The 17,137-nt window shown below is 57.3% G+C and carries 18 protein-coding genes; 17 read left to right on the top strand and 1 reads right to left on the bottom strand.

All coding sequences use genetic code 11. From position 1 onward, the window contains the following. Window positions 1-94 precede the first annotated feature (94 nt). The 10 genes from murC to sigE all read left to right on the top strand — a co-directional run bounded on the left by murC (window position 95) and on the right by sigE (window position 9,299). Window positions 95-1,471 (top strand): UDP-N-acetylmuramate--L-alanine ligase, encoded by a 1,377-nt coding sequence (gene murC, locus EDD75_RS05070; RefSeq protein ID WP_123929007.1) that lies wholly within the window; start codon window positions 95-97, stop codon window positions 1,469-1,471. After that, a complete protein-coding gene (gene murB / locus EDD75_RS05065; protein WP_123929004.1) occupies window positions 1,468-2,382 on the top strand; it encodes a UDP-N-acetylmuramate dehydrogenase in 915 nt (304 codons plus the stop codon). Before murC ends, murB begins: the two co-directional genes overlap by 4 nt. A gap of 4 nt (window positions 2,383-2,386) precedes the next feature. Then, complete coding sequence (gene murA / locus EDD75_RS05060) at window positions 2,387-3,640, top strand: UDP-N-acetylglucosamine 1-carboxyvinyltransferase (RefSeq protein ID WP_123929001.1); 1,254 nt, start codon at window positions 2,387-2,389, stop codon at window positions 3,638-3,640. Between the two features lie 117 nt (window positions 3,641-3,757). Next, window positions 3,758-4,519: a cell division protein FtsQ/DivIB gene (locus tag EDD75_RS05055; protein WP_342780968.1), complete on the top strand. Its 762-nt coding sequence runs from the start codon at window positions 3,758-3,760 to the stop codon at window positions 4,517-4,519. Next, window positions 4,431-5,138 (top strand): DUF881 domain-containing protein, encoded by a 708-nt coding sequence (locus EDD75_RS05050; protein WP_123928994.1) that lies wholly within the window; start codon window positions 4,431-4,433, stop codon window positions 5,136-5,138. Before EDD75_RS05055 ends, EDD75_RS05050 begins: the two co-directional genes overlap by 89 nt. Beyond that, entirely contained in the window at window positions 5,139-5,837 is a 699-nt protein-coding gene (locus tag EDD75_RS05045; RefSeq protein ID WP_123928991.1) for a DUF881 domain-containing protein, read from the top strand. 89 nt (window positions 5,838-5,926) lie between these two features. After that, window positions 5,927-6,268, top strand: a complete 342-nt coding sequence (locus tag EDD75_RS05040) for a small basic family protein (protein WP_123928988.1) — start codon at window positions 5,927-5,929, stop codon at window positions 6,266-6,268. Between the two features lie 132 nt (window positions 6,269-6,400). Continuing rightward, window positions 6,401-7,450: a cell division protein FtsZ gene (gene ftsZ, locus EDD75_RS05035; protein ID WP_123928985.1), complete on the top strand. Its 1,050-nt coding sequence runs from the start codon at window positions 6,401-6,403 to the stop codon at window positions 7,448-7,450. Between the two features lie 166 nt (window positions 7,451-7,616). Further along, on the top strand, window positions 7,617-8,510 hold the full coding sequence (locus EDD75_RS05030) for a sigma-E processing peptidase SpoIIGA (RefSeq protein WP_123928982.1): 894 nt from the start codon (window positions 7,617-7,619) through the stop codon (window positions 8,508-8,510). A gap of 66 nt (window positions 8,511-8,576) precedes the next feature. Next, window positions 8,577-9,299, top strand: a complete 723-nt coding sequence (gene sigE, locus EDD75_RS05025) for an RNA polymerase sporulation sigma factor SigE (RefSeq protein WP_245963113.1) — start codon at window positions 8,577-8,579, stop codon at window positions 9,297-9,299. 119 nt (window positions 9,300-9,418) lie between these two features. Here the strand turns inward: sigE and EDD75_RS05015 are convergent, their stop codons facing one another. Further along, the gene (locus tag EDD75_RS05015) at window positions 9,419-10,735 is read right to left on the bottom strand and encodes a DNA methyltransferase (RefSeq protein WP_123928975.1); all 1,317 of its coding nucleotides are present in this window, start codon (window positions 10,733-10,735) and stop codon (window positions 9,419-9,421) included. A gap of 203 nt (window positions 10,736-10,938) precedes the next feature. Between EDD75_RS05015 and sigG the strand changes: the two genes are divergently transcribed. The 7 genes from sigG (at window position 10,939) to EDD75_RS04980 (ending at window position 17,113) form a co-directional block, all read left to right on the top strand. Continuing rightward, the gene (gene sigG / locus EDD75_RS05010) at window positions 10,939-11,709 is read left to right on the top strand and encodes an RNA polymerase sporulation sigma factor SigG (protein WP_123928972.1); all 771 of its coding nucleotides are present in this window, start codon (window positions 10,939-10,941) and stop codon (window positions 11,707-11,709) included. A 17-nt stretch (window positions 11,710-11,726) separates the two neighbouring features. Continuing rightward, window positions 11,727-12,350: a stage II sporulation protein R gene (spoIIR, locus tag EDD75_RS05005; protein ID WP_123928970.1), complete on the top strand. Its 624-nt coding sequence runs from the start codon at window positions 11,727-11,729 to the stop codon at window positions 12,348-12,350. A gap of 184 nt (window positions 12,351-12,534) precedes the next feature. After that, on the top strand, window positions 12,535-12,798 hold the full coding sequence (locus EDD75_RS05000) for a YlmC/YmxH family sporulation protein (RefSeq protein ID WP_123928967.1): 264 nt from the start codon (window positions 12,535-12,537) through the stop codon (window positions 12,796-12,798). 171 nt (window positions 12,799-12,969) lie between these two features. Next, entirely contained in the window at window positions 12,970-13,422 is a 453-nt protein-coding gene (nrdR, locus tag EDD75_RS04995; protein WP_123928965.1) for a transcriptional regulator NrdR, read from the top strand. A gap of 17 nt (window positions 13,423-13,439) precedes the next feature. Next, window positions 13,440-15,470 (top strand): anaerobic ribonucleoside-triphosphate reductase, encoded by a 2,031-nt coding sequence (nrdD, locus tag EDD75_RS04990; RefSeq protein ID WP_123928962.1) that lies wholly within the window; start codon window positions 13,440-13,442, stop codon window positions 15,468-15,470. A 130-nt stretch (window positions 15,471-15,600) separates the two neighbouring features. Next, window positions 15,601-16,575 carry a DNA-methyltransferase gene (locus EDD75_RS04985; protein WP_123928959.1) on the top strand — a complete coding sequence of 325 codons (975 nt, stop codon included), beginning with the start codon at window positions 15,601-15,603 and terminating at the stop codon, window positions 16,573-16,575. Then, the gene (locus tag EDD75_RS04980) at window positions 16,559-17,113 is read left to right on the top strand and encodes a BglII/BstYI family type II restriction endonuclease (RefSeq protein WP_123928957.1); all 555 of its coding nucleotides are present in this window, start codon (window positions 16,559-16,561) and stop codon (window positions 17,111-17,113) included. The genes EDD75_RS04985 and EDD75_RS04980 overlap by 17 nt, the downstream gene beginning before the upstream one ends. Window positions 17,114-17,137: the final 24 nt, after the last annotated feature.

Here is a 17,137-nt window from a genome sequence, read left to right as displayed (position 1 = left end):
TTTGTCAGTTATGGAGGACAAGTTCGGTAGCAGTTTGCCCGGTGGTTGCATAATATACCGTGGAGCGGCGGTCAGGAGGGAGTAACGCGAAAATATGGGGAAAATACCACACAACGTGCACTTTATCGGCATCGGCGGCGTGGGCATGAGCGGCCTGGCCGCCCTGCTCCTTTTGCGCGGCCACCGGGTCACGGGTTCCGACCTCAAACCTTCGGCGCTGACCGAAAGGCTTCAGGCCCAGGGGGCTACGGTTTATAAGGGACATAAGGCCGAAAATGTGGGTGCTGCGGAGCTGGTGGTGGTTTCTTCGGCCATCGGGCCGGAGAATCCAGAGCTGCTTGCGGCGCGCGAACGGGGGATTCCGGTTATGCGCCGTGGCGAGTTGCTATCCGCGGTGCTGCGGGGCTACCGGGGTATCGCCGTGGCCGGTGCGCACGGGAAAACGACAACCACGGCCATGGTCGGCGCTGTACTCATGGCGGGGGGGCTTGACCCCACCATTTTAGTGGGCGGCAACTGGCCGGCAATTGGCGGTAATTTCCGTATGGGTGGCGGTCCTTGCTTCGTAACCGAGGCCGACGAGAGCGACGCTTCTTTCCTGCTCCTCTCCCCGGAGGTCGCGGCGGTGACGAACATCGAGAACGACCACCTCGATTATTACGGTTCGGTGGAAAACCTGATCCGGGCCTTCCGGGACTTTCTCGGGCGGGTCGCGCCCGGCGGCATTGCGGTGGTCTGTTGGGATGACCCGAACCTCCGTGCTCTTGCGCGCGAGGCACCGAAACCCGTGGTTAGCTATGGCGTGGGCGAGGGGGCTGACTGGCGGGTAGCGGAAGTGAGTCTTAGGGGCCCCGTTTCGGAAGCTACTCTCTACTTCCGGGGGGAGCGGATAGGGCGGTTACGGCTCAACATTCCCGGGATGCATAACCTGCTCAATGCAGCAGGGGCCGTGGCCGTGGGGCACCACCTGGGCGTTCCGTTCGCCGTGGCGGCCGGGGCACTGGAGGGCTTCCGCGGCGTGGGGCGGCGGTTCGAGTTACTCGGGAAGGCGCGTGGCGTTACGGTGATTGACGATTACGCCCACCACCCCACCGAGATCGCGGCAACCATCAGGATGGCGCGGCAACTCGCTCCTAAACGCGTGGTGGCCGTTTTTCAGCCCCACCGCTACACTCGCACGGCGCTTCTCTACCCGGAGTTCGGGCGGGCTTTCAGCGAGGCCGACGTGGTAGTGGTCGGCGAGATTTACAACGCCGGCGAGAAGCCAATTCCCGGGGTGAGCGCCGATCTGATCAGGGAAGCGATCAGGCAGCACGACCGGCGGGAGGTGCTCCGGCTGCCTAATACCAACGGTGCTGCTTACGTTAAGGAGTTGGTCCAACCGGGGGATATCGTTTTGACCCTCGGTGCAGGCGACATCTATAAGGTGGGCCAGGCGCTCGTGGCGCTGCTGGAGGCTGATAACGGGTGAACCGCCTGGCGGAAGAGCTTGCGGCCAGGATTGCGGGCCGGGTCCTGCCTAACGAGCCTTTAAAAGAACACACCACCTGGCGGATCGGTGGGCCTGCGGACCTTTTGGTAGAGCCGGCTTCGCGTGAGGATTTAAAAATGATCTTGCGCTTTGTCCGGGAAAAGGGGCTACCCTTTACCGTTATCGGCAACGGTTCGAATCTCCTGGTGAGTGATACCGGAATCCGGGGGGTGGTAGTCAAGATTGGCGAGCGTATGGGAGCCATTAGCGTTGCCGGTCGGAGCATCACCGCTGGCGCCGGGGCCAAACTTGGCCGGGTGGCGGCGGTGGCCCAGGAAGCGGGGCTCGGCGGGCTGGAATTCACCGTCGGGATCCCGGCCACGATCGGCGGGGCCGTGACGATGAACGCAGGGGCCAACGGCTCCATGATTGGCGATCTGGTTGAGACAGTCACTGTGGTTGATTACGCGGGGCAGGAAAAGGTTTTCAACCGGGCGGAGCTTGCTTTCGGGTACCGTTACAGCCGGTTACAGCAGCTCAAGGCAATCGTGGTGGAAGTGGTCCTCGGCCTGACGCCTGACGACCCGGAGGCGATCAGGCGGCGGAGCCAGGAATACCTGCAGAAAAGGCGCCGCACCCAGCCGCTCGAGTACCCGAGTGCGGGAAGCGTCTTCAAGAACCCTCCCGGCGATGCGGCCGGGCGTCTGATCGAACTTGCCGGGGCTAAAGGGTTACGGATTGGCGACGCGATGGTTTCGGAGAAACACGCGAACTTCATTGTCAACTTAGGAGCGGCGAAAGCGAGTGACGTCCTATTACTAATTGAGCGGGTTCGCGGAATGGTGCGGGCGAAGTTCGGTATAACCTTAGAGCTTGAGGTGAAAATACTGGGCGACAGCGGGGCGGGGTGACCGAATGCGCTTCGTCATCAAGGGGCCAAACCGCTTATACGGAACTATTGAAACCAGTGGTGCCAAAAACGCTGTTCTGCCCATCCTGGCCGGGACGCTCCTGTGTGACGGCCAAAGTATCATCGAAGGGGTGCCCCAACTCAAAGATGTCGACGTGATGTGCGACGTTTTGTCCCATCTGGGGGCCAAGACGGTGCGGAACGGCGCTACCCTTACCATAGATACGGCAAGTTTGCGGCTGGAAGAGGTTTCGGAAGAATTGATGCGCCGGATGAGGGCTTCGGCGCTGGTTTTGGGCCCGCTTTTGGCAAGGTTCGGACGGGCCAGGATCTCCCAGCCAGGCGGCTGTAACATCGGGTCACGGCCGATAGACTTACACCTTAAAGGGTTGCGGGCCCTGGGGGCGGAAATCAAAGAGCGCTCCGGATACATAACGGCAGAAGTCGGGAGACTAAAAGGGGCAGATATTCATTTGGACATCCCGAGCGTCGGGGCTACGGAAAACCTGATGATGGCGGCAGTTTTTGCGGCCGGTACCACCATAATCAGAAACGCGGCCCGGGAACCGGAAATTGTAGACCTGCAAAACTTTCTCAACCGGGCCGGTGCCCGGATTCGGGGAGCCGGAACTTCCACCATTAAGGTGGACGGCGTGAAATCTTTGCGCGCCCCGCAGGGGCACCGGGTTATTCCCGACCGCATCGAAGCAGGAACCCACATCATTGCTGCGGCCCTTACGGGCGGGGAAGTGGTGGTAAAGAACGTGATCCCCGAGCACTTAGAGCCACTGTTGGCGAAACTGCGCGAGGCCGGAGTGGATATCCAGGTGGAAAGAGACGCGGTGCGGGTCCGGCGGGAAGGAGTGCTCAAGGCGGTAGACATCCGGACTATGCCCTATCCCGGTTTCCCCACCGACCTCCAGGCGCAGATGTGCGCCCTCCTGGCCGTAGCCCGGGGGACGAGTGTCGTAACCGAAACTGTTTTTGACAACCGCTTTAAGCACGTTCCGGAGCTCCGGCGGATGGGGGCGGATATCTATGCCGAGGGCCGGGCGATAATCATCCGGGGCGTCGAGCGGCTGACGGGGGCGCGCGTTGAGGCGCCGGACCTGCGGGCCGGAGCGGCGTTGGTGCTGGCGGGGTTAGCGGCGGAGAACACTACCGTGGTTGACAACGTGGCGCATATCGACCGGGGCTACGAAAAAATAGAGGAAAAGTACCGTTCTCTCGGAGCAGCTATCGAACGGCTCGTCTCTTGAGAGACGGCTTTTTGTGTTTTGGAGGGACAAGCTCTGGTAAGTTCTTACTTTGCAGGGGCGGGTGCGGCAGAAGGGCATCCCGCTAAACCGAACTTGATCGAGCGGGTTTGCATCATAGTGTTGCTGCTCGTTTGTGGGTTTGTGCTCCTCAGCTCCCCTCTTTTTTCTATTCGCGAGATCCAGGTGGAAGGAAATAAACAGGTAGCGTCGAAGGAAATAACTGGTGCGGCACACATTCCGCCGGGTGAAAACATCTTTCGGGTCAACCTGAAGGATGCAGCTGCGCGTGTAAGACGGATTCCCGCTGTGAAAGAGGTTGCGGTCGTCCGGTGCCTGCCGAACCGGATCAAGATCAGGGTTTGTGAAAGGGAGGCAATTGCCCTCGTTCCGGGAAAGGGCGGTTTTTACGCGCTCGACGAAGCGGGCGTATGTATCGGCAGAGCGAGAGCCGATTGCCCCCTGCCGGTCGTCACCGGAGCCGGGAGTGCACCGGCACCGGGAAGGAGCCTAGCTACCGAGGGTTACCGGACGGCGGTTACGGTTTTGAAAGCCTTTGACGCTAAGCTTACGGTACGGCTGGCAGAGGTTCACGTAACGCCGTACCAGGTGGTTGAGCTTTTTACCAGCGACGGCGTGAAAGTTTATTTTGGTCGTCCCGAGAAGATTATGGAAAAAGGATTAATCCTCTCCCGTCTCCTGGACGCCCTCGGTAGCCGTAAGGTAGCTTACATCGACCTGAAAGTTGCCGACAGGCCGGTGGTAAAGTTTGTGCCTGCGGAGGAGGAAAAGGGTGCGCACGATTCACTTCACAGTACTGCTGGTTACGCTCTTCCTGGGGCTACTATTAGCGGTCCAGTTTCGGATTTACCAGGACATTGAGCGAACCGTTCCTATCCAGCGGGTCCAGAGGCTGACGGCTGAGGTTAGGGCGGCGCGGGCGGAGCGTGACCGGTTGCAGGCGCAGGTTACCAGTCTCAGGACCGAACTCGACGCGGCTACGGCCCAGAAGGGGCTCCAGCCGCTCAAGCGGAAGCTGCGGGAGTACCAGCTGGAAGCCGGGATGGTTGCGGCGAGCGGTCCCGGCATCGAGGTGGTGCTGAACGACAGCAACACTGCCCTGCAGCCCGGGCAGAACCCGAATCTGTACGTTTTGCATGACGAGGATATCCTCCGGGTCCTCAACGAACTGAAGGCTGCTGGGGCGGAAGTCTTGGCCATAAACGGGGAGCGTCTGCTCGCCACCAGTGAGGTCCGCTGTACCGGCCCGACCATTTTAGTAAACAAGTCCAAGCGGCTGGCGGCTCCTTTCCGGATCACCGCGATTGGTGACCCCGACACGATGATCAGTGCGTTGAAGATGCGGGGCGGGGTAGTTGATACCCTCCAGGAGTTCTGGGGCATTCAGGTTTCCATCCGAAAGCTTGCCGAGGTGACCATCCCTGCGTACTCCGGGAGCCAGAAGTTCCTTTACGCGCATCCCTACCAGGAGGAAGAGTGAATGCTCAGACGCTATCTTGCCGTGGTTTTTGTTTCGCTCGTGCTTGGTTTGTTAGTGGTTTTTCAGTTCCGCACCACCAACCAGGTCGAGCAATCCGTCCCTTATGACCGGGCCCACGAGCTAACGGTCGAGCTCAAGGCGCTGGCTAAAGAGCGGGCCGGGCTGGAGGCGGAGGTAAGGGACCTGGAAGAAAAACTCTCCCGCGCGCGTCTTGGTTACGCCCAGGCCGAGGAAGCGATCAAAGCCGAGGTTAAAGATGCTAGTATTTTAGCAGGTGTGACCCCTATGGTGGGACCCGGGGTGCGGGTTTTGCTAAGCAACCGGGGGACAACCACCCCGCAGGGGGCCATCTTTGCCGTGCGCGACGAGGATCTGCTAAAAATCGTGAACGAGTTACGTGCTGCAGGGGCGGAGGTTTTGAGCATCAACGGGCAGCGGCTCCTTTCGACTTCCGAGATCCGCCTGGCGGGAGCGTACATTAACGTGAACCTCCGGCGGATTACGCCGCCCTACGAAATCATCGCCATCGGTGACCCAGTTGCGCTCCGGAGCAGCTTGGAGATCAAAGGCGGGCTGGTGGAAACACTGCGTGACTGGGGTATCGACGTTACGGTGGAGACGAAGGACCGGGTCATCGTCCCTGCTTACCAGGGGCCTTTCCGCTACCAGTACGCGCGGCCGGTGCGCGGGCCCGCGTAAAGCCGGGCGCGGCCGGGTCCGCTTTGGGTCGAAATAAGATGCAGTAGCAAGGTAAGTAGCGAAATTTGCCTGCGAGGAGGTAGGCTTGAATGTGGCTCGGGATCTTCTTTGCCCTGGTCGGCCTGATTCTCGGCACAGCTATCGGTCTTAACGTCCCCCTGGTGTTTCCGCAGGCCTACGGAAAATATATCGGGCTGGCGGTGCTGGCGGCGCTTGATTCGGTCTTCGGCGGTATTAGGGCCTCGATGGAAGACCGTTTTGACGACGTTATCTTCCTCAGCGGCTTTTTTGCGAATGCCCTCCTGGCTGCCGGACTGGTTTTTCTCGGCGACCGCCTCGGGGTGGAGCTCTACACGGCCGCGATAGTGGCTTTCGGCGTGCGGCTTTTCCAAAACTTAGGGGTTATCAGGCGCCACCTCTTGAAAAAGTAAAATTTGTCGTTTTAGGAAAAAGGATTTGCTAGACCCCACGTGGAATTTTTATTGGGGTTCAGCTCCCTCAGGTTGGCTTTTGTCGGCCTGGCCAAGGTTTTTCTGCGATTTGGAGAGGGGAGGACATAAAAGGTGATCGACATCGAACTCGATCTGGACAGGTTTGCGAACATTAAGGTAATTGGCGTTGGCGGCGGCGGCAGTAACGCCGTAAACAGGATGATTACCGCGGGAGTAAAGGGAGTCGAGTTTATCGCCATCAATACCGATGCTCAGGCGCTGGCAATGTCTCAAAGTCCGAACAAGATCCAGATCGGGGCCAAGCTGACCAAGGGGCTGGGGGCGGGGGGAAATCCCGAAATCGGTGAAAAGGCGGCAGAGGAAAGCAGGGACGAGATAGCGGCGAGCCTCAAAGGTGCCGATATGGTTTTCGTAACTGCCGGCATGGGCGGCGGCACCGGCACGGGGGCGGCGCCCATCGTAGCCGAATTAGCTAAAGAACTCGGCGCCCTGACGGTAGGTGTGGTAACCAGGCCCTTCACTTTCGAGGGACGAAAGCGGCAGCTCCAGGCGGAGACCGGAGTCAACCGGTTGCGGGAGCGGGTTGATACCCTGATCACGATCCCGAACGACCGGCTTCTGCAGGTGATCGATAAAAATACCTCGATGGTGGAGGCCTTCCGGATTGCCGATGACGTGCTGCGCCAGGGGGTACAGGGCATCTCGGACTTAATCGCTGTTCCCGGGCTCATCAACCTGGATTTTGCCGATGTGCGCACCATTATGAAGGATGCGGGCTCCGCATTGATGGGCATCGGCGTGGCGCGGGGCGAAAACCGGGCGGTTGAGGCGGCCAAAGCAGCAATCTCTAGCCCTCTCTTAGAGACGAGTATCGAGGGGGCGCGCGGGGTCCTCCTTAATATGACGGGCGATCCTTCGATGCGGCTTCTCGAGGTCAACGAATCGGCGCAGATTATTGCTCAGGTAGTTGATCCGGAGGCCAACATTATTTTCGGCGCAGTGATCGACGAGAGCCTCAACGACGAGGTGCGGGTGACGGTGATTGCTACCGGATTCGAAAGCAGGCCGGCTAAAGCGAGCGTGGACCCCGGGATAAAGCTCTTTAACCAGCACGAGGATATCGACATTCCGGAATTTCTCTTGCGCCGCTCAAACCGGTAAGCGCCCCGGTTTGCCGTGAAAGAATTGCACTAAACCCATATTTTGACAGATTTTACTGCCCCGGCTCAGTATAATTGAAGCCGGGTTTTTAGTTTTTTCAGGGCATATGCGGACCTTGCCCCGCATAGTCTTATAGAAATTTTTGGGTTATGGACGGGTATACGTTATGGTAGAGTACACCGTCTATGCCGACGAGATCATCGCCAACAACCTGTTGATGAACTGCGCCATTCTCTACCTGACGGCGCGGCTCGCCGGCGTGCCCTGCCGTGTTTTACGGGTGGTCACGGCGGCACTAACGGGTTCCCTGTACATTTTCGTCCTGTTTTTACCCGGGGCCGCCTCCTTTTATAATCTGGCCGGGAAGCTCCTGCTCTCCGTGGTGGTGCTCCTGATTGCCTTCGGTTTACTGCCTTGGCGGCGTTTTTTAGTCGTTTGGATACTCTTTTTCGGCGTCTCTTTTCTGGCCGGCGGGGTGGTTATGGGCATCAACAGCCTCGTGGCGGGAACGGGCGCCCTTGGCGGCGAATCCCGGACCCTTTGGCCCGGGATCCTATCGGCGCTTTTCCTGGTGGCGGTTGTGGGCCGGAAAGGCGCCATTTTGCGCCGGAGGGTCACCGCAGGCTTTTTCCGGGTACCGGTAATCATTCATCTCGGCACGGCCAGAGTAGAGTTGGAAGGTTTGGTTGATACCGGGAATCAGCTGAGCGACCCGGTGACGCGTGACCCGGTCGTGGTTGTGGAATTCGAAGCGATCAAGGACTTTATCCCGGATGTGATGAGGGAGGCGCTGGCCAGGGACCGGGAGCCTGATTTTAGCGCCCTGGTGGCTGCGCTGGAAGGCAACTGGGCGACGCGGCTCCGGCTTATACCTTACCGGTCGCTCGGAAAGAGCGGCGGGCTCCTGGTGGGTTTCAAACCTGATCTGGTAGAGGTTATCTACGGCGAGCGGGTGGTTAAAACGTCGCGGGTGGTGGTGGCGGTTTACCGCCACCGCTTGAGTCCGGAAGATAGCTATAACGCGCTGCTCCACCCGCAGCTCATTAAGGCTTTTCTGTAGGAGATGGCCCTGGGCCGGGTTGCGTTTCCAATCTCCGGCACCGGCAGCTTTTCGGGAGGGATGGCGGTGAACCTTTTCCGGAAGATAGTCTTGCAGTTGCGGCTCCTGTGCCTCAGGTCTTTCCTTCGTTTCGGCTGGCGGCGCTCCGGGTACTATGTGGGCGGGCCGGAAACGCTACCGCCGCCCTTGAGCGCCGATGAAGAGATGAGCTTGCTGGCGCGGCTGGAAGCCGGCGATTACTCTGTACGGAATACGTTGATCGAACGGAACCTGCGCCTGGTGGTTTATATCGCGCGCAAATACGAAAGCACCGGCGTCAACATTGAAGACCTCGTCTCGATCGGGAGTATCGGTCTTATCAAGGCGGTTAACACCTTCAACCCGCAGCGCAAGGTGAAACTTGCCACGTACGCCTCCCGCTGCATTGAGAACGAGATTCTGATGCACCTGCGCCGCCAGGCGCGACTCCGGCAGGAGGTCTCCTTCGACGAGCCGCTCAACACGGACTGGGACGGCAACGAGCTGCTGCTTTCCGATGTTTTGGGCACCGAGGCGGACGTTACTTCCCGGCGGTTGGAGGAGGAGGTTGACCGCAAGATCCTGCGCTTGGCGCTCGATCGCCTGACGGGGCGGGAGCGGATCATCATGGAGCTCCGGTTCGGCCTCCACGGGGAGGAGAAGACCCAGAAGGAGGTGGCTGACCTCCTCGGGATCTCGCAGTCTTACATCTCCCGCTTAGAGAAAAGGATCATCAAGCGTTTACAGAAGGAGATGTGCCGGCTGGCCTAATCACTCACCTTTCGGCCGGGTACCCTGGCAAACCGGTTGACAAGGTTAATCAAGGGAGCAACATATTTTGGGAATTCAGGTGTTTCTATATATCAAGACGCCCACGGATTTCTTTTCGTCTAAGCTTGTGCTTCATGGATTGTAGGCTTCCGGTGGTTGGCAAGAGATAAAAATTTCTCCTTGTGTTTGTAATCAAGCGAAGCATCTACAGCAACCAACCCGTTCTTAATCAGGTGCGCGTTGATAAAGGTTTTATTCCGTAAATAAAGATAACAGAGCAGGTTGTTATCATCGTCGTACTTGATCTCGTCAAAGCGTAGGAAGACCTTCTGCCCCCGGGTTTTCTGCCGTAGGTACGCTAGGGCTTCGCCGGTTTTCTCTATCTTCTCTTTAACGCCTAACAGCCTGATCTTTAAGTCCCCGTTCAAGACCAGTATTTCGGGGGAGATAATCTCTTCCACCGTATAGTAAGTTTCTCTTTCGTGGTGCGCGTTGTCTATCTTTGAGCCGAAACGCAGCTTCTTCGGGTTAACCTTCCTGTCGAATTTTACCGGGTCGCGGAAGATGTAAGGCAGCTTGGAAATCGCCGCTTTAAAATCTGCCTCCGGCTCTTCTTGCTTGATTATCTCGAAGGTTGCATCCGCGAAGGTGGTTATCTGCCCAAGCCCTAACTTCTCTTTTATCACCGGGAGGAAGGCGGCGTTTATCTCGTAGCCGATGGAGTTCCGGCCCAGGTTTTTAGCGGCCAGAGAAGTGGTGCCGCTGCCGAGGAACGGGTCGAGCACCGTATCACCCACGAAACTGAACATTTTGATCAGCCGCCGGGGCAGCTCTTCCGGAAACATCGCCAGGTGCCTGTCCTGCCTCTCGCCGGGGAAGTTCCAGTGCCCGGAAAAGTACTGGTTCCACTCCTCTAACGTTAGCTTTGACGCTTCCTTGAGCTCTTTGCTTACCTTCGGCGGGGTGCCGTATTTTTTAAAGATTAAGATGAATTCGTAGTCTAACTTGAGAATGCCGTTGCGCGGGTAGGGGAACGAGCCCATCACCGTGGCCCCGCCGGTGGTGTTGCAGGTGGTAACCTTCTGCCAGATGATTGCGCCCATATAGTCAAAGCCGGCGCTTTCGCAAAACTTAATGATTTCCGTCCGGATGGGAATGACTTTGTACCGGCCGTAATAGACCGACCGGGCAAACTGGTCACCGATATTGATGCAAAGGCGGCAGCCGGGGTATAACACCCGGTGGCATTCGTTCCAAACTAAGTTGAGGTTGTTGATGTAGTCCTCATAGGTATCGTTAAAACCGATCTGCTTTCCGTTGCCGTAGTCCTTGAGCTGCCAGTAGGGCGGCGAGGTGATGATCAGGTGCACCGACTCGTCAGCCACCTCTTTCATCCACCTGGCGTCGCCGATGATTATCTTATGCGTGGTGCGCATAACTTCCCCTCTTCGGTACCGGGATGATAGTTATAACTTTATTTCTTCTTCAGGGTCTCCTTTACCTTCCTGCTTTTGCATGACCCCAAAGATAGGTGTTTTTCTTATTTTTTGATTAATTTCAAACCGTATAAAGCCAAAAGAGTCCGGTAATAATGAGAATCGAAGCATGGTCGCAAAATCGGAGCAAGGAGCCAAGCCACATGCTCAACAAGGTCGAGATCTGCGGTGTCAATACGGCAAAGCTTCCGGTGCTAACTGCGGCCAAGATGCGGGAGCTTTTTGAAGCGATGCATAACGGTGACCCCAGTGCCCGCACCGAGCTTATCAACGGAAACCTGCGGTTGGTTTTGAGCGTGATCCAGCGTTTCACCAACCGGGGGGAATATGTGGACGACCTCTTTCAAGTTGGGTGTATCGGCCTGATCAAGGCGATTGATAACTTCGACCTCAAACAAAACGTAAAGTTTTCGACCTACGCGGTGCCGATGATTATCGGGGAGATCCGCCGCTACCTGCGGGATAACAACGCGATCCGGGTATCGCGCTCGCTGCGGGATGTGGCCTATAAGGCCCTGCAGGTGCGGGACGCGCTGGCGAGCAAGAACGCGCGGGAGCCTTCGGTGAACGAAATTGCGGCGGAGCTAAAACTGCCGGAGGAAGAGGTTGTTTTGGCGCTTGACGCCATTCAGGAACCGGTTTCACTCTTCGAGCCGATCTATCATGATGGCGGCGACCCGATCTACGTGATGGACCAGATCGGGGACGAAAAGAACCAGGATAGCAACTGGCTCGAGGTGATCGCTATCCGGGACGCGCTACGGCGCTTAAGTGAGCGGGAAAAATTGATCCTTACCATGCGTTTCTTTGAAGGGAAAACCCAGATGGAGGTAGCCGAAGAGATCGGGATTTCTCAGGCGCAGGTTTCGCGCTTGGAGAAGGCAGCGCTTAACCACATGCGTAAATACATCTGAGAGAGAAGGGGTTCAGGATGAAGCAAAAGGTAGTTGCCGTACTGGTGGGGTGCAGTTTGCTGTGTGCCGGCCTGGTTTTTGGCTTCCTGTCTGACCGGGCGGTTGAGGCGTACAACCCGGACAACCTCATCAGGCTCCACATTATCCCTAACAGTGACGCCCCGGTGGACCAGGCGCTCAAACACCAGGTCCGCCGGGCGGTCATCCAGGCCATGGCGCCCCAGTTTAAAGATCTCAGGAACGTTAACGAGGCTCGCCGGTTGGTTGACGCTAATATGGACCGAATCAGGGCGGTGGCAGCGCGGCAGGTGGCGCTTGCCGGTCAGAATTACGGCGTGGCGGTCTATCACGGCCGGTTCCTCTTTCCGGAACGGACCTACGGCCGGCTAACGCTGCCGGCCGGGGAATACGAGGCGGTGCGGATCGTTCTCGGCGCCGGTCGCGGGCAGAACTGGTGGTGCGTCCTCTTTCCTCCTTTGTGCATGGTGAATGTCACGGCACAGGAGACGGCCGTTCCGGCCGCTGCGGGAGCAGGCGGACTGCGGGTAAAGTTCCGGTCGCGGCTTTGGGAGGTGGCCCGCGAACACTTTACGACCCCGTGGAAGCAGGTTGTCCGGTTGCGCGGGACGGGTGAAAAATAGAAGGATCACGCGCCGGGAGTTTGTAAGGGAAAGGCCCGTTTTAAGCGCGGGTCTTTTTATTTTACGGGCGCGGGCGATATTCATCATTACCGCCGTTCAGTCTTCTAAGGCCGGGAGGAAAAGCATAGGCTAAAAATAACCGTAGCGTGTGGCCCAAGAAGTTTTTAGCTGGGAGGGCGGCCGGATGCTCAAGATTTCGGACCTCCGGATGCGGGAGGTAATCAACGTTCTTGACGGGCGGCGGCTCGGCCTGATAAAAGATATCGACATCGACGTAGAAAACGGGAAAATCAACGCCCTGGTCCTTCCCGGGCCGGCACGGGTATTCGGTTTCTTCGGCCGGGAAGACGAGATTGTCGTGCCCTGGGAAAAGATAGTCCGGATCGGGCTTGACGTGATCTTAGTAGAGGTTCCCGACTCCTATGCCCGCTACTCCTGCCGGCGCTGAGGCCTTATTCGACATAAAAGGACAAGTTTTGAATTCTGCGTCCGGACGAGCCCGGGGCTGTCCGGAGAGAAAGACGGCGTTACTTGCCCCCATTTCCCGCCATTTTCCTGTTTGCCATCCCAAAATATAGGGATATAAAATAACTACCAATACTACATCTTGGGTGAAGCGATGCGTTGCCCCTTTTGTGCTTTTGCCGATACCCGGGTCGTCGATACCCGGACTGCGGATGAGGGTGCCACCATTAAGCGGCGCCGCGAGTGTCCCCAGTGCAACCGGCGCTTTACGACTTTTGAGCGGGTGGACGAGCTTCCCCTGATGGTCGTGAAAAAGGATGGGCGGCGGGAACTTTTTAACCGGACCAAGGTTCTCGGTGGTCTGCTCAAGGCCTGCCACAAGCGGCCGGTGAAAAGGGAAGACCTGGAGCGGATTGTGGACGAGGTCGAGCGCGAACTGCGTAACCGCCTGGAATCTGAGGTTGCGAGCCACGTCATCGGGGAGTTGGTGGTGGAGAAACTGCGGCGCCTCGACGAGGTGGCCTACGTCCGGTTTGCGAGCGTTTACCGGGAGTTCCGCGACGGGCGCGACTTCAAGGCGGAGTTGGAAAAAATGTTTCAGGACTGAGAAAGGGGAGAGGGTAAGTGTTCCAGGTCATCAGGAAACGTGACGGGCGGGAGGTTCCCTTCGACGAGACGAAGATCACGGAGGCCATCTTTAAGGCGGCCCGGGCGGTAGGGGGTGAGGACCGGGAAACGGCCATGCGCCTGACGCTCGAGGTGCTGCGGCTGCTGAAGGCCAAGTACAACGGCACCGTCTTCGGCGTGGAAGATGTGCAGGACGTGGTGGAGAAGGTGCTCATCGAGGCGGGACATGCCCGGACGGCGAAGGCCTACATCCTCTACCGTGACTGGCGGACCCGCATCCGCGAGGCGAAGAGCGAGCTGATGGATGCGGTGGAGGAAATCCTCGAGGAGACGAGCCGGGAAAACGCCAACGTTTCCAACTCTCCTTCGGCCAAGATGCTCCAGATCGCCGAGGCGGCGAGCAAAAAGTATTACCTCACCCGGCTCATCCCCGAGGATTTCGCGCAGGCGCACGTGCGGGGCGATATCCACATCCACGACCTCGGTTTCTACGCTAAAACGCTCAACTGCATTCAGATTCCGCTCGGCCGGCTCCTATCCGAGGGGTTCAATACCGGCCACGGCTACATCCGGCCCCCAAAGCGTCCGGGTTCCGCAACCGCCCTGGCCTGCATCATCCTTCAAAGCTCGCAGAACGACATGTTCGGCGGGCAGTCTTTTGCCTTCTTCGACCGGGACATGGCGCCGTACGTGGAAAACGCTACGGACGATGAGGTTTACCAGGCGATGGAGGCGCTGGTCTATAACCTGAATTCGATGCACTCCCGGGCCGGCGCGCAGGTGCCCTTCTCTTCGATCAACCTCGGGACGGAAACCAGCGAGGCCGCCCGGAAGGTGACGCGCAACCTGCTTTTAGCTTATGAAGCTGGTTTAGGGCGCAACGAAGCCCCTATTTTCCCGAACATCATCTTCCGGGTTAAGAAGGGGGTTAATTTTGCGCCGGGCGACCCCAACTACGACCTTTTCCAGTTGGCGATCCGGGTGGCCGCCAAGCGGCTCAACCCTACCTTCAGTTTTATGGATTCCAGCTTTAACGCCCCGTACGGGAACCAAGTCTCCTATATGGGCTGCCGGAGCCGGGTGATGGCCAACCGGCGCGGCCCGGAGGTGACTGAGGGGCGCGGAAACCTCTCCTTCACCACCATCAACCTGCCGCGAGTGGCGCTCAAGGCCGAGCGGGACCTCAAGAAGTTCTTCGCTCTCCTTGGCGAGGTGGCGGAGCTTGGCATCCGGCAGCTCTACCACCGCTACACCGTTCAGGCGCGCCTGAAAGTGAAGGACCTGCCTTTCGTAATGGGGCAAGGCCTTTACCTGGGTGCCGCGGATTTAAAACCAGAGGATCCGATCGCCGAGGCGGTGAAGCACGGGACCCTGGCGCTCGGCTTCATCGGGCTGGCCGAGGCGCTCGTGGCGCTCACGGGGAAGCACCACGGCCAGGATGAGGAGGCGCAGCAGCTGGGTCTGGAGATTGTCCGCTTTCTCCGCGAAAAGATCGATGCCGCCTGTGAGGATTACAACCTCAACTACACGTTGCTGGCGACGCCTGCCGAGGGTCTTGCCGGCCGGTTCGTGAAGCTCGACCGCAAGGAGTTCGGGATCGTGCCCGGGGTTAACGACCGGGAGTACTACACCAACTCTTTCCACGTTCCAGTTCACTTCCCCATCGAGGCCTTCAAAAAGATCGAACTTGAGGGCCCCTACCACAAGTTCTGCAACGCCGGGCACATCAGCTACGTGGAGCTTCCCTCGCCGCCGGTGCACAACCCCGAGGCGGTGGAGGCGATCATCCGGCATATGGCCAAGTGCGACATGGGCTACGTAGGGGTGAATTTCCCCGTGGACTTCTGTCAGGAGTGCAGCTTCAGCGGCGTTTTAGGGGACAACTGCCCCAAGTGCGGCTCGAGCGCCATCAGAAGGGTGCGCCGCATCACCGGCTACCTCTCGACGGTGGACCGCTTCAACGACGCGAAAGTGGCGGAACTGAAGAGCAGGGTGGTGCACTTAGGCCGGCCGGAAGTGGTGCATTAGTAATCCAAGAGGGCCTCAGGATGAGCGGTCCCCCTTCCGAAAAGCTGTCGGGCTTGGATAAGCTGATTATCTGAGTCGGCTCTGTCTGGCTAAGATGATCGTTGTTATGGTGCGCGTAAGGAGGTATCCAATGTCGATTGTGCGAACTGCTTCTCAGTTTAACCCGGACGCGGATCTGGTTCTTTACGAGGGTGATTGTCTTGATTTGTTACCGCATATTCCCAGTGGTTTCGTTAAGTTAGTCGTTACTTCGCCACCGTACAACCTGGGCAAGCCTTACGAAAGGCGCCTGGATCTGGATGAGTACCTATCGCAGCAACGTAGGGTTATTGAAGAGTGTGTCCGGGTTTTACATGACCAGGGGAGTATCTGCTGGCAGGTAGGCAATTATGTCGATAAGGGTGAAATTATTCCGCTTGATATCGTGCTATATCCGATCTTTACTTCGCTTGGCCTCCACTTGCGGAACCGAATTGTATGGCATTTCGGACATGGTTTGCACGCGTCAAGGCGCTTTTCTGGCCGGTACGAGGTGATCTTGTGGTTTACTAAAACTAAAGGAAATGATTATACCTTCAATCTGGATGCTGTTCGCGTTCCCCAGAAGTATCCGGAGAAAAAGTACTATAAGGGCCCTAAAAAAGGGCAATTCAGCGGCAACCCATTGGGTAAAAACCCTGGAGATGTTTGGGAAATTCCCAACGTGAAGGCAAATCACGTAGAGAAGACTTCTCACCCGTGTCAATTTCCGGTAGAGTTGATAGAGCGCCTTGTGCTTGCTATGACGGATGAAGGTGACTGGGTATTGGATCCATTTATCGGCGTGGGAACGACTGCAATTGCTGCCCTCATGCACAACCGGAAGGCCATCGGTGCAGAAATTGTGAGTGACTATGTAAAAATTGCCCGGGAACGTGTTTACCTTGCAGAGAAAGGCCAACTGCGTATTCGACCGATGGAAAGATCGGTTTATGACCCAGATGTGCCAAAGGCAAACCTCCCACCGAAGTTTGTCCATTTAAAATCTGTTCTGACGCAGCCCCGGTTGTTCGAGAGCCGTGTTAATTACGTTACCGAGGAGCAAGGCAATGAAAATCGTTTATGAGTATTCACATTTAGGTGGATCGGAAATTTTATGCCTACGGTATCCCGATTACGAGCGGGAGATCTACGAGATCATAGCTGGCGTCAAAGCTCAAAAATCCAAAGTTAGTAAAGAGAAGACGATGCGGGGAAGGAAGTTATATTCTCCCCGGGATATGAACCGGGAGTTTCGTAAAGCATTTACCGCTAGGGGTTATACCGAGCTGCGTGATACTTATACTATTACGGTACCTAACAGCAATGTGAGTATTCCCGGTGCATTCAAACAGATTGATTTTGTTAAAGGTAAAGTACTGGTCGAGGTTCAGTTCGGAAAGTACGCCTTCATGTTTTATGATATGGCGAAGTTCCAGTACTTTTTCAACGAGAACAAGGCAGATGTTGGTGTGGAGATCGTTCCTTGTCATGCACTTCACAAGGAGATGTCGACAGGGGTATCTTACGGAGAACAGTTAGTCTACGATATTGAGCGGTTAAAACGTCATTTCCCTGCCGTGCCGGTAAAAATCATCCTCATTGATGCTGATGATGGAGGCTGAAAGATTCTTTGGGACCGGGCGAAA

It is taken from the genome of Thermodesulfitimonas autotrophica (assembly GCF_003815015.1).
In the GTDB taxonomy this organism is placed as follows: domain Bacteria; phylum Bacillota; class Desulfotomaculia; order Desulfotomaculales; family Ammonificaceae; genus Thermodesulfitimonas; species Thermodesulfitimonas autotrophica.
This window is presented reverse-complemented; position numbering and strand designations above follow the sequence as displayed.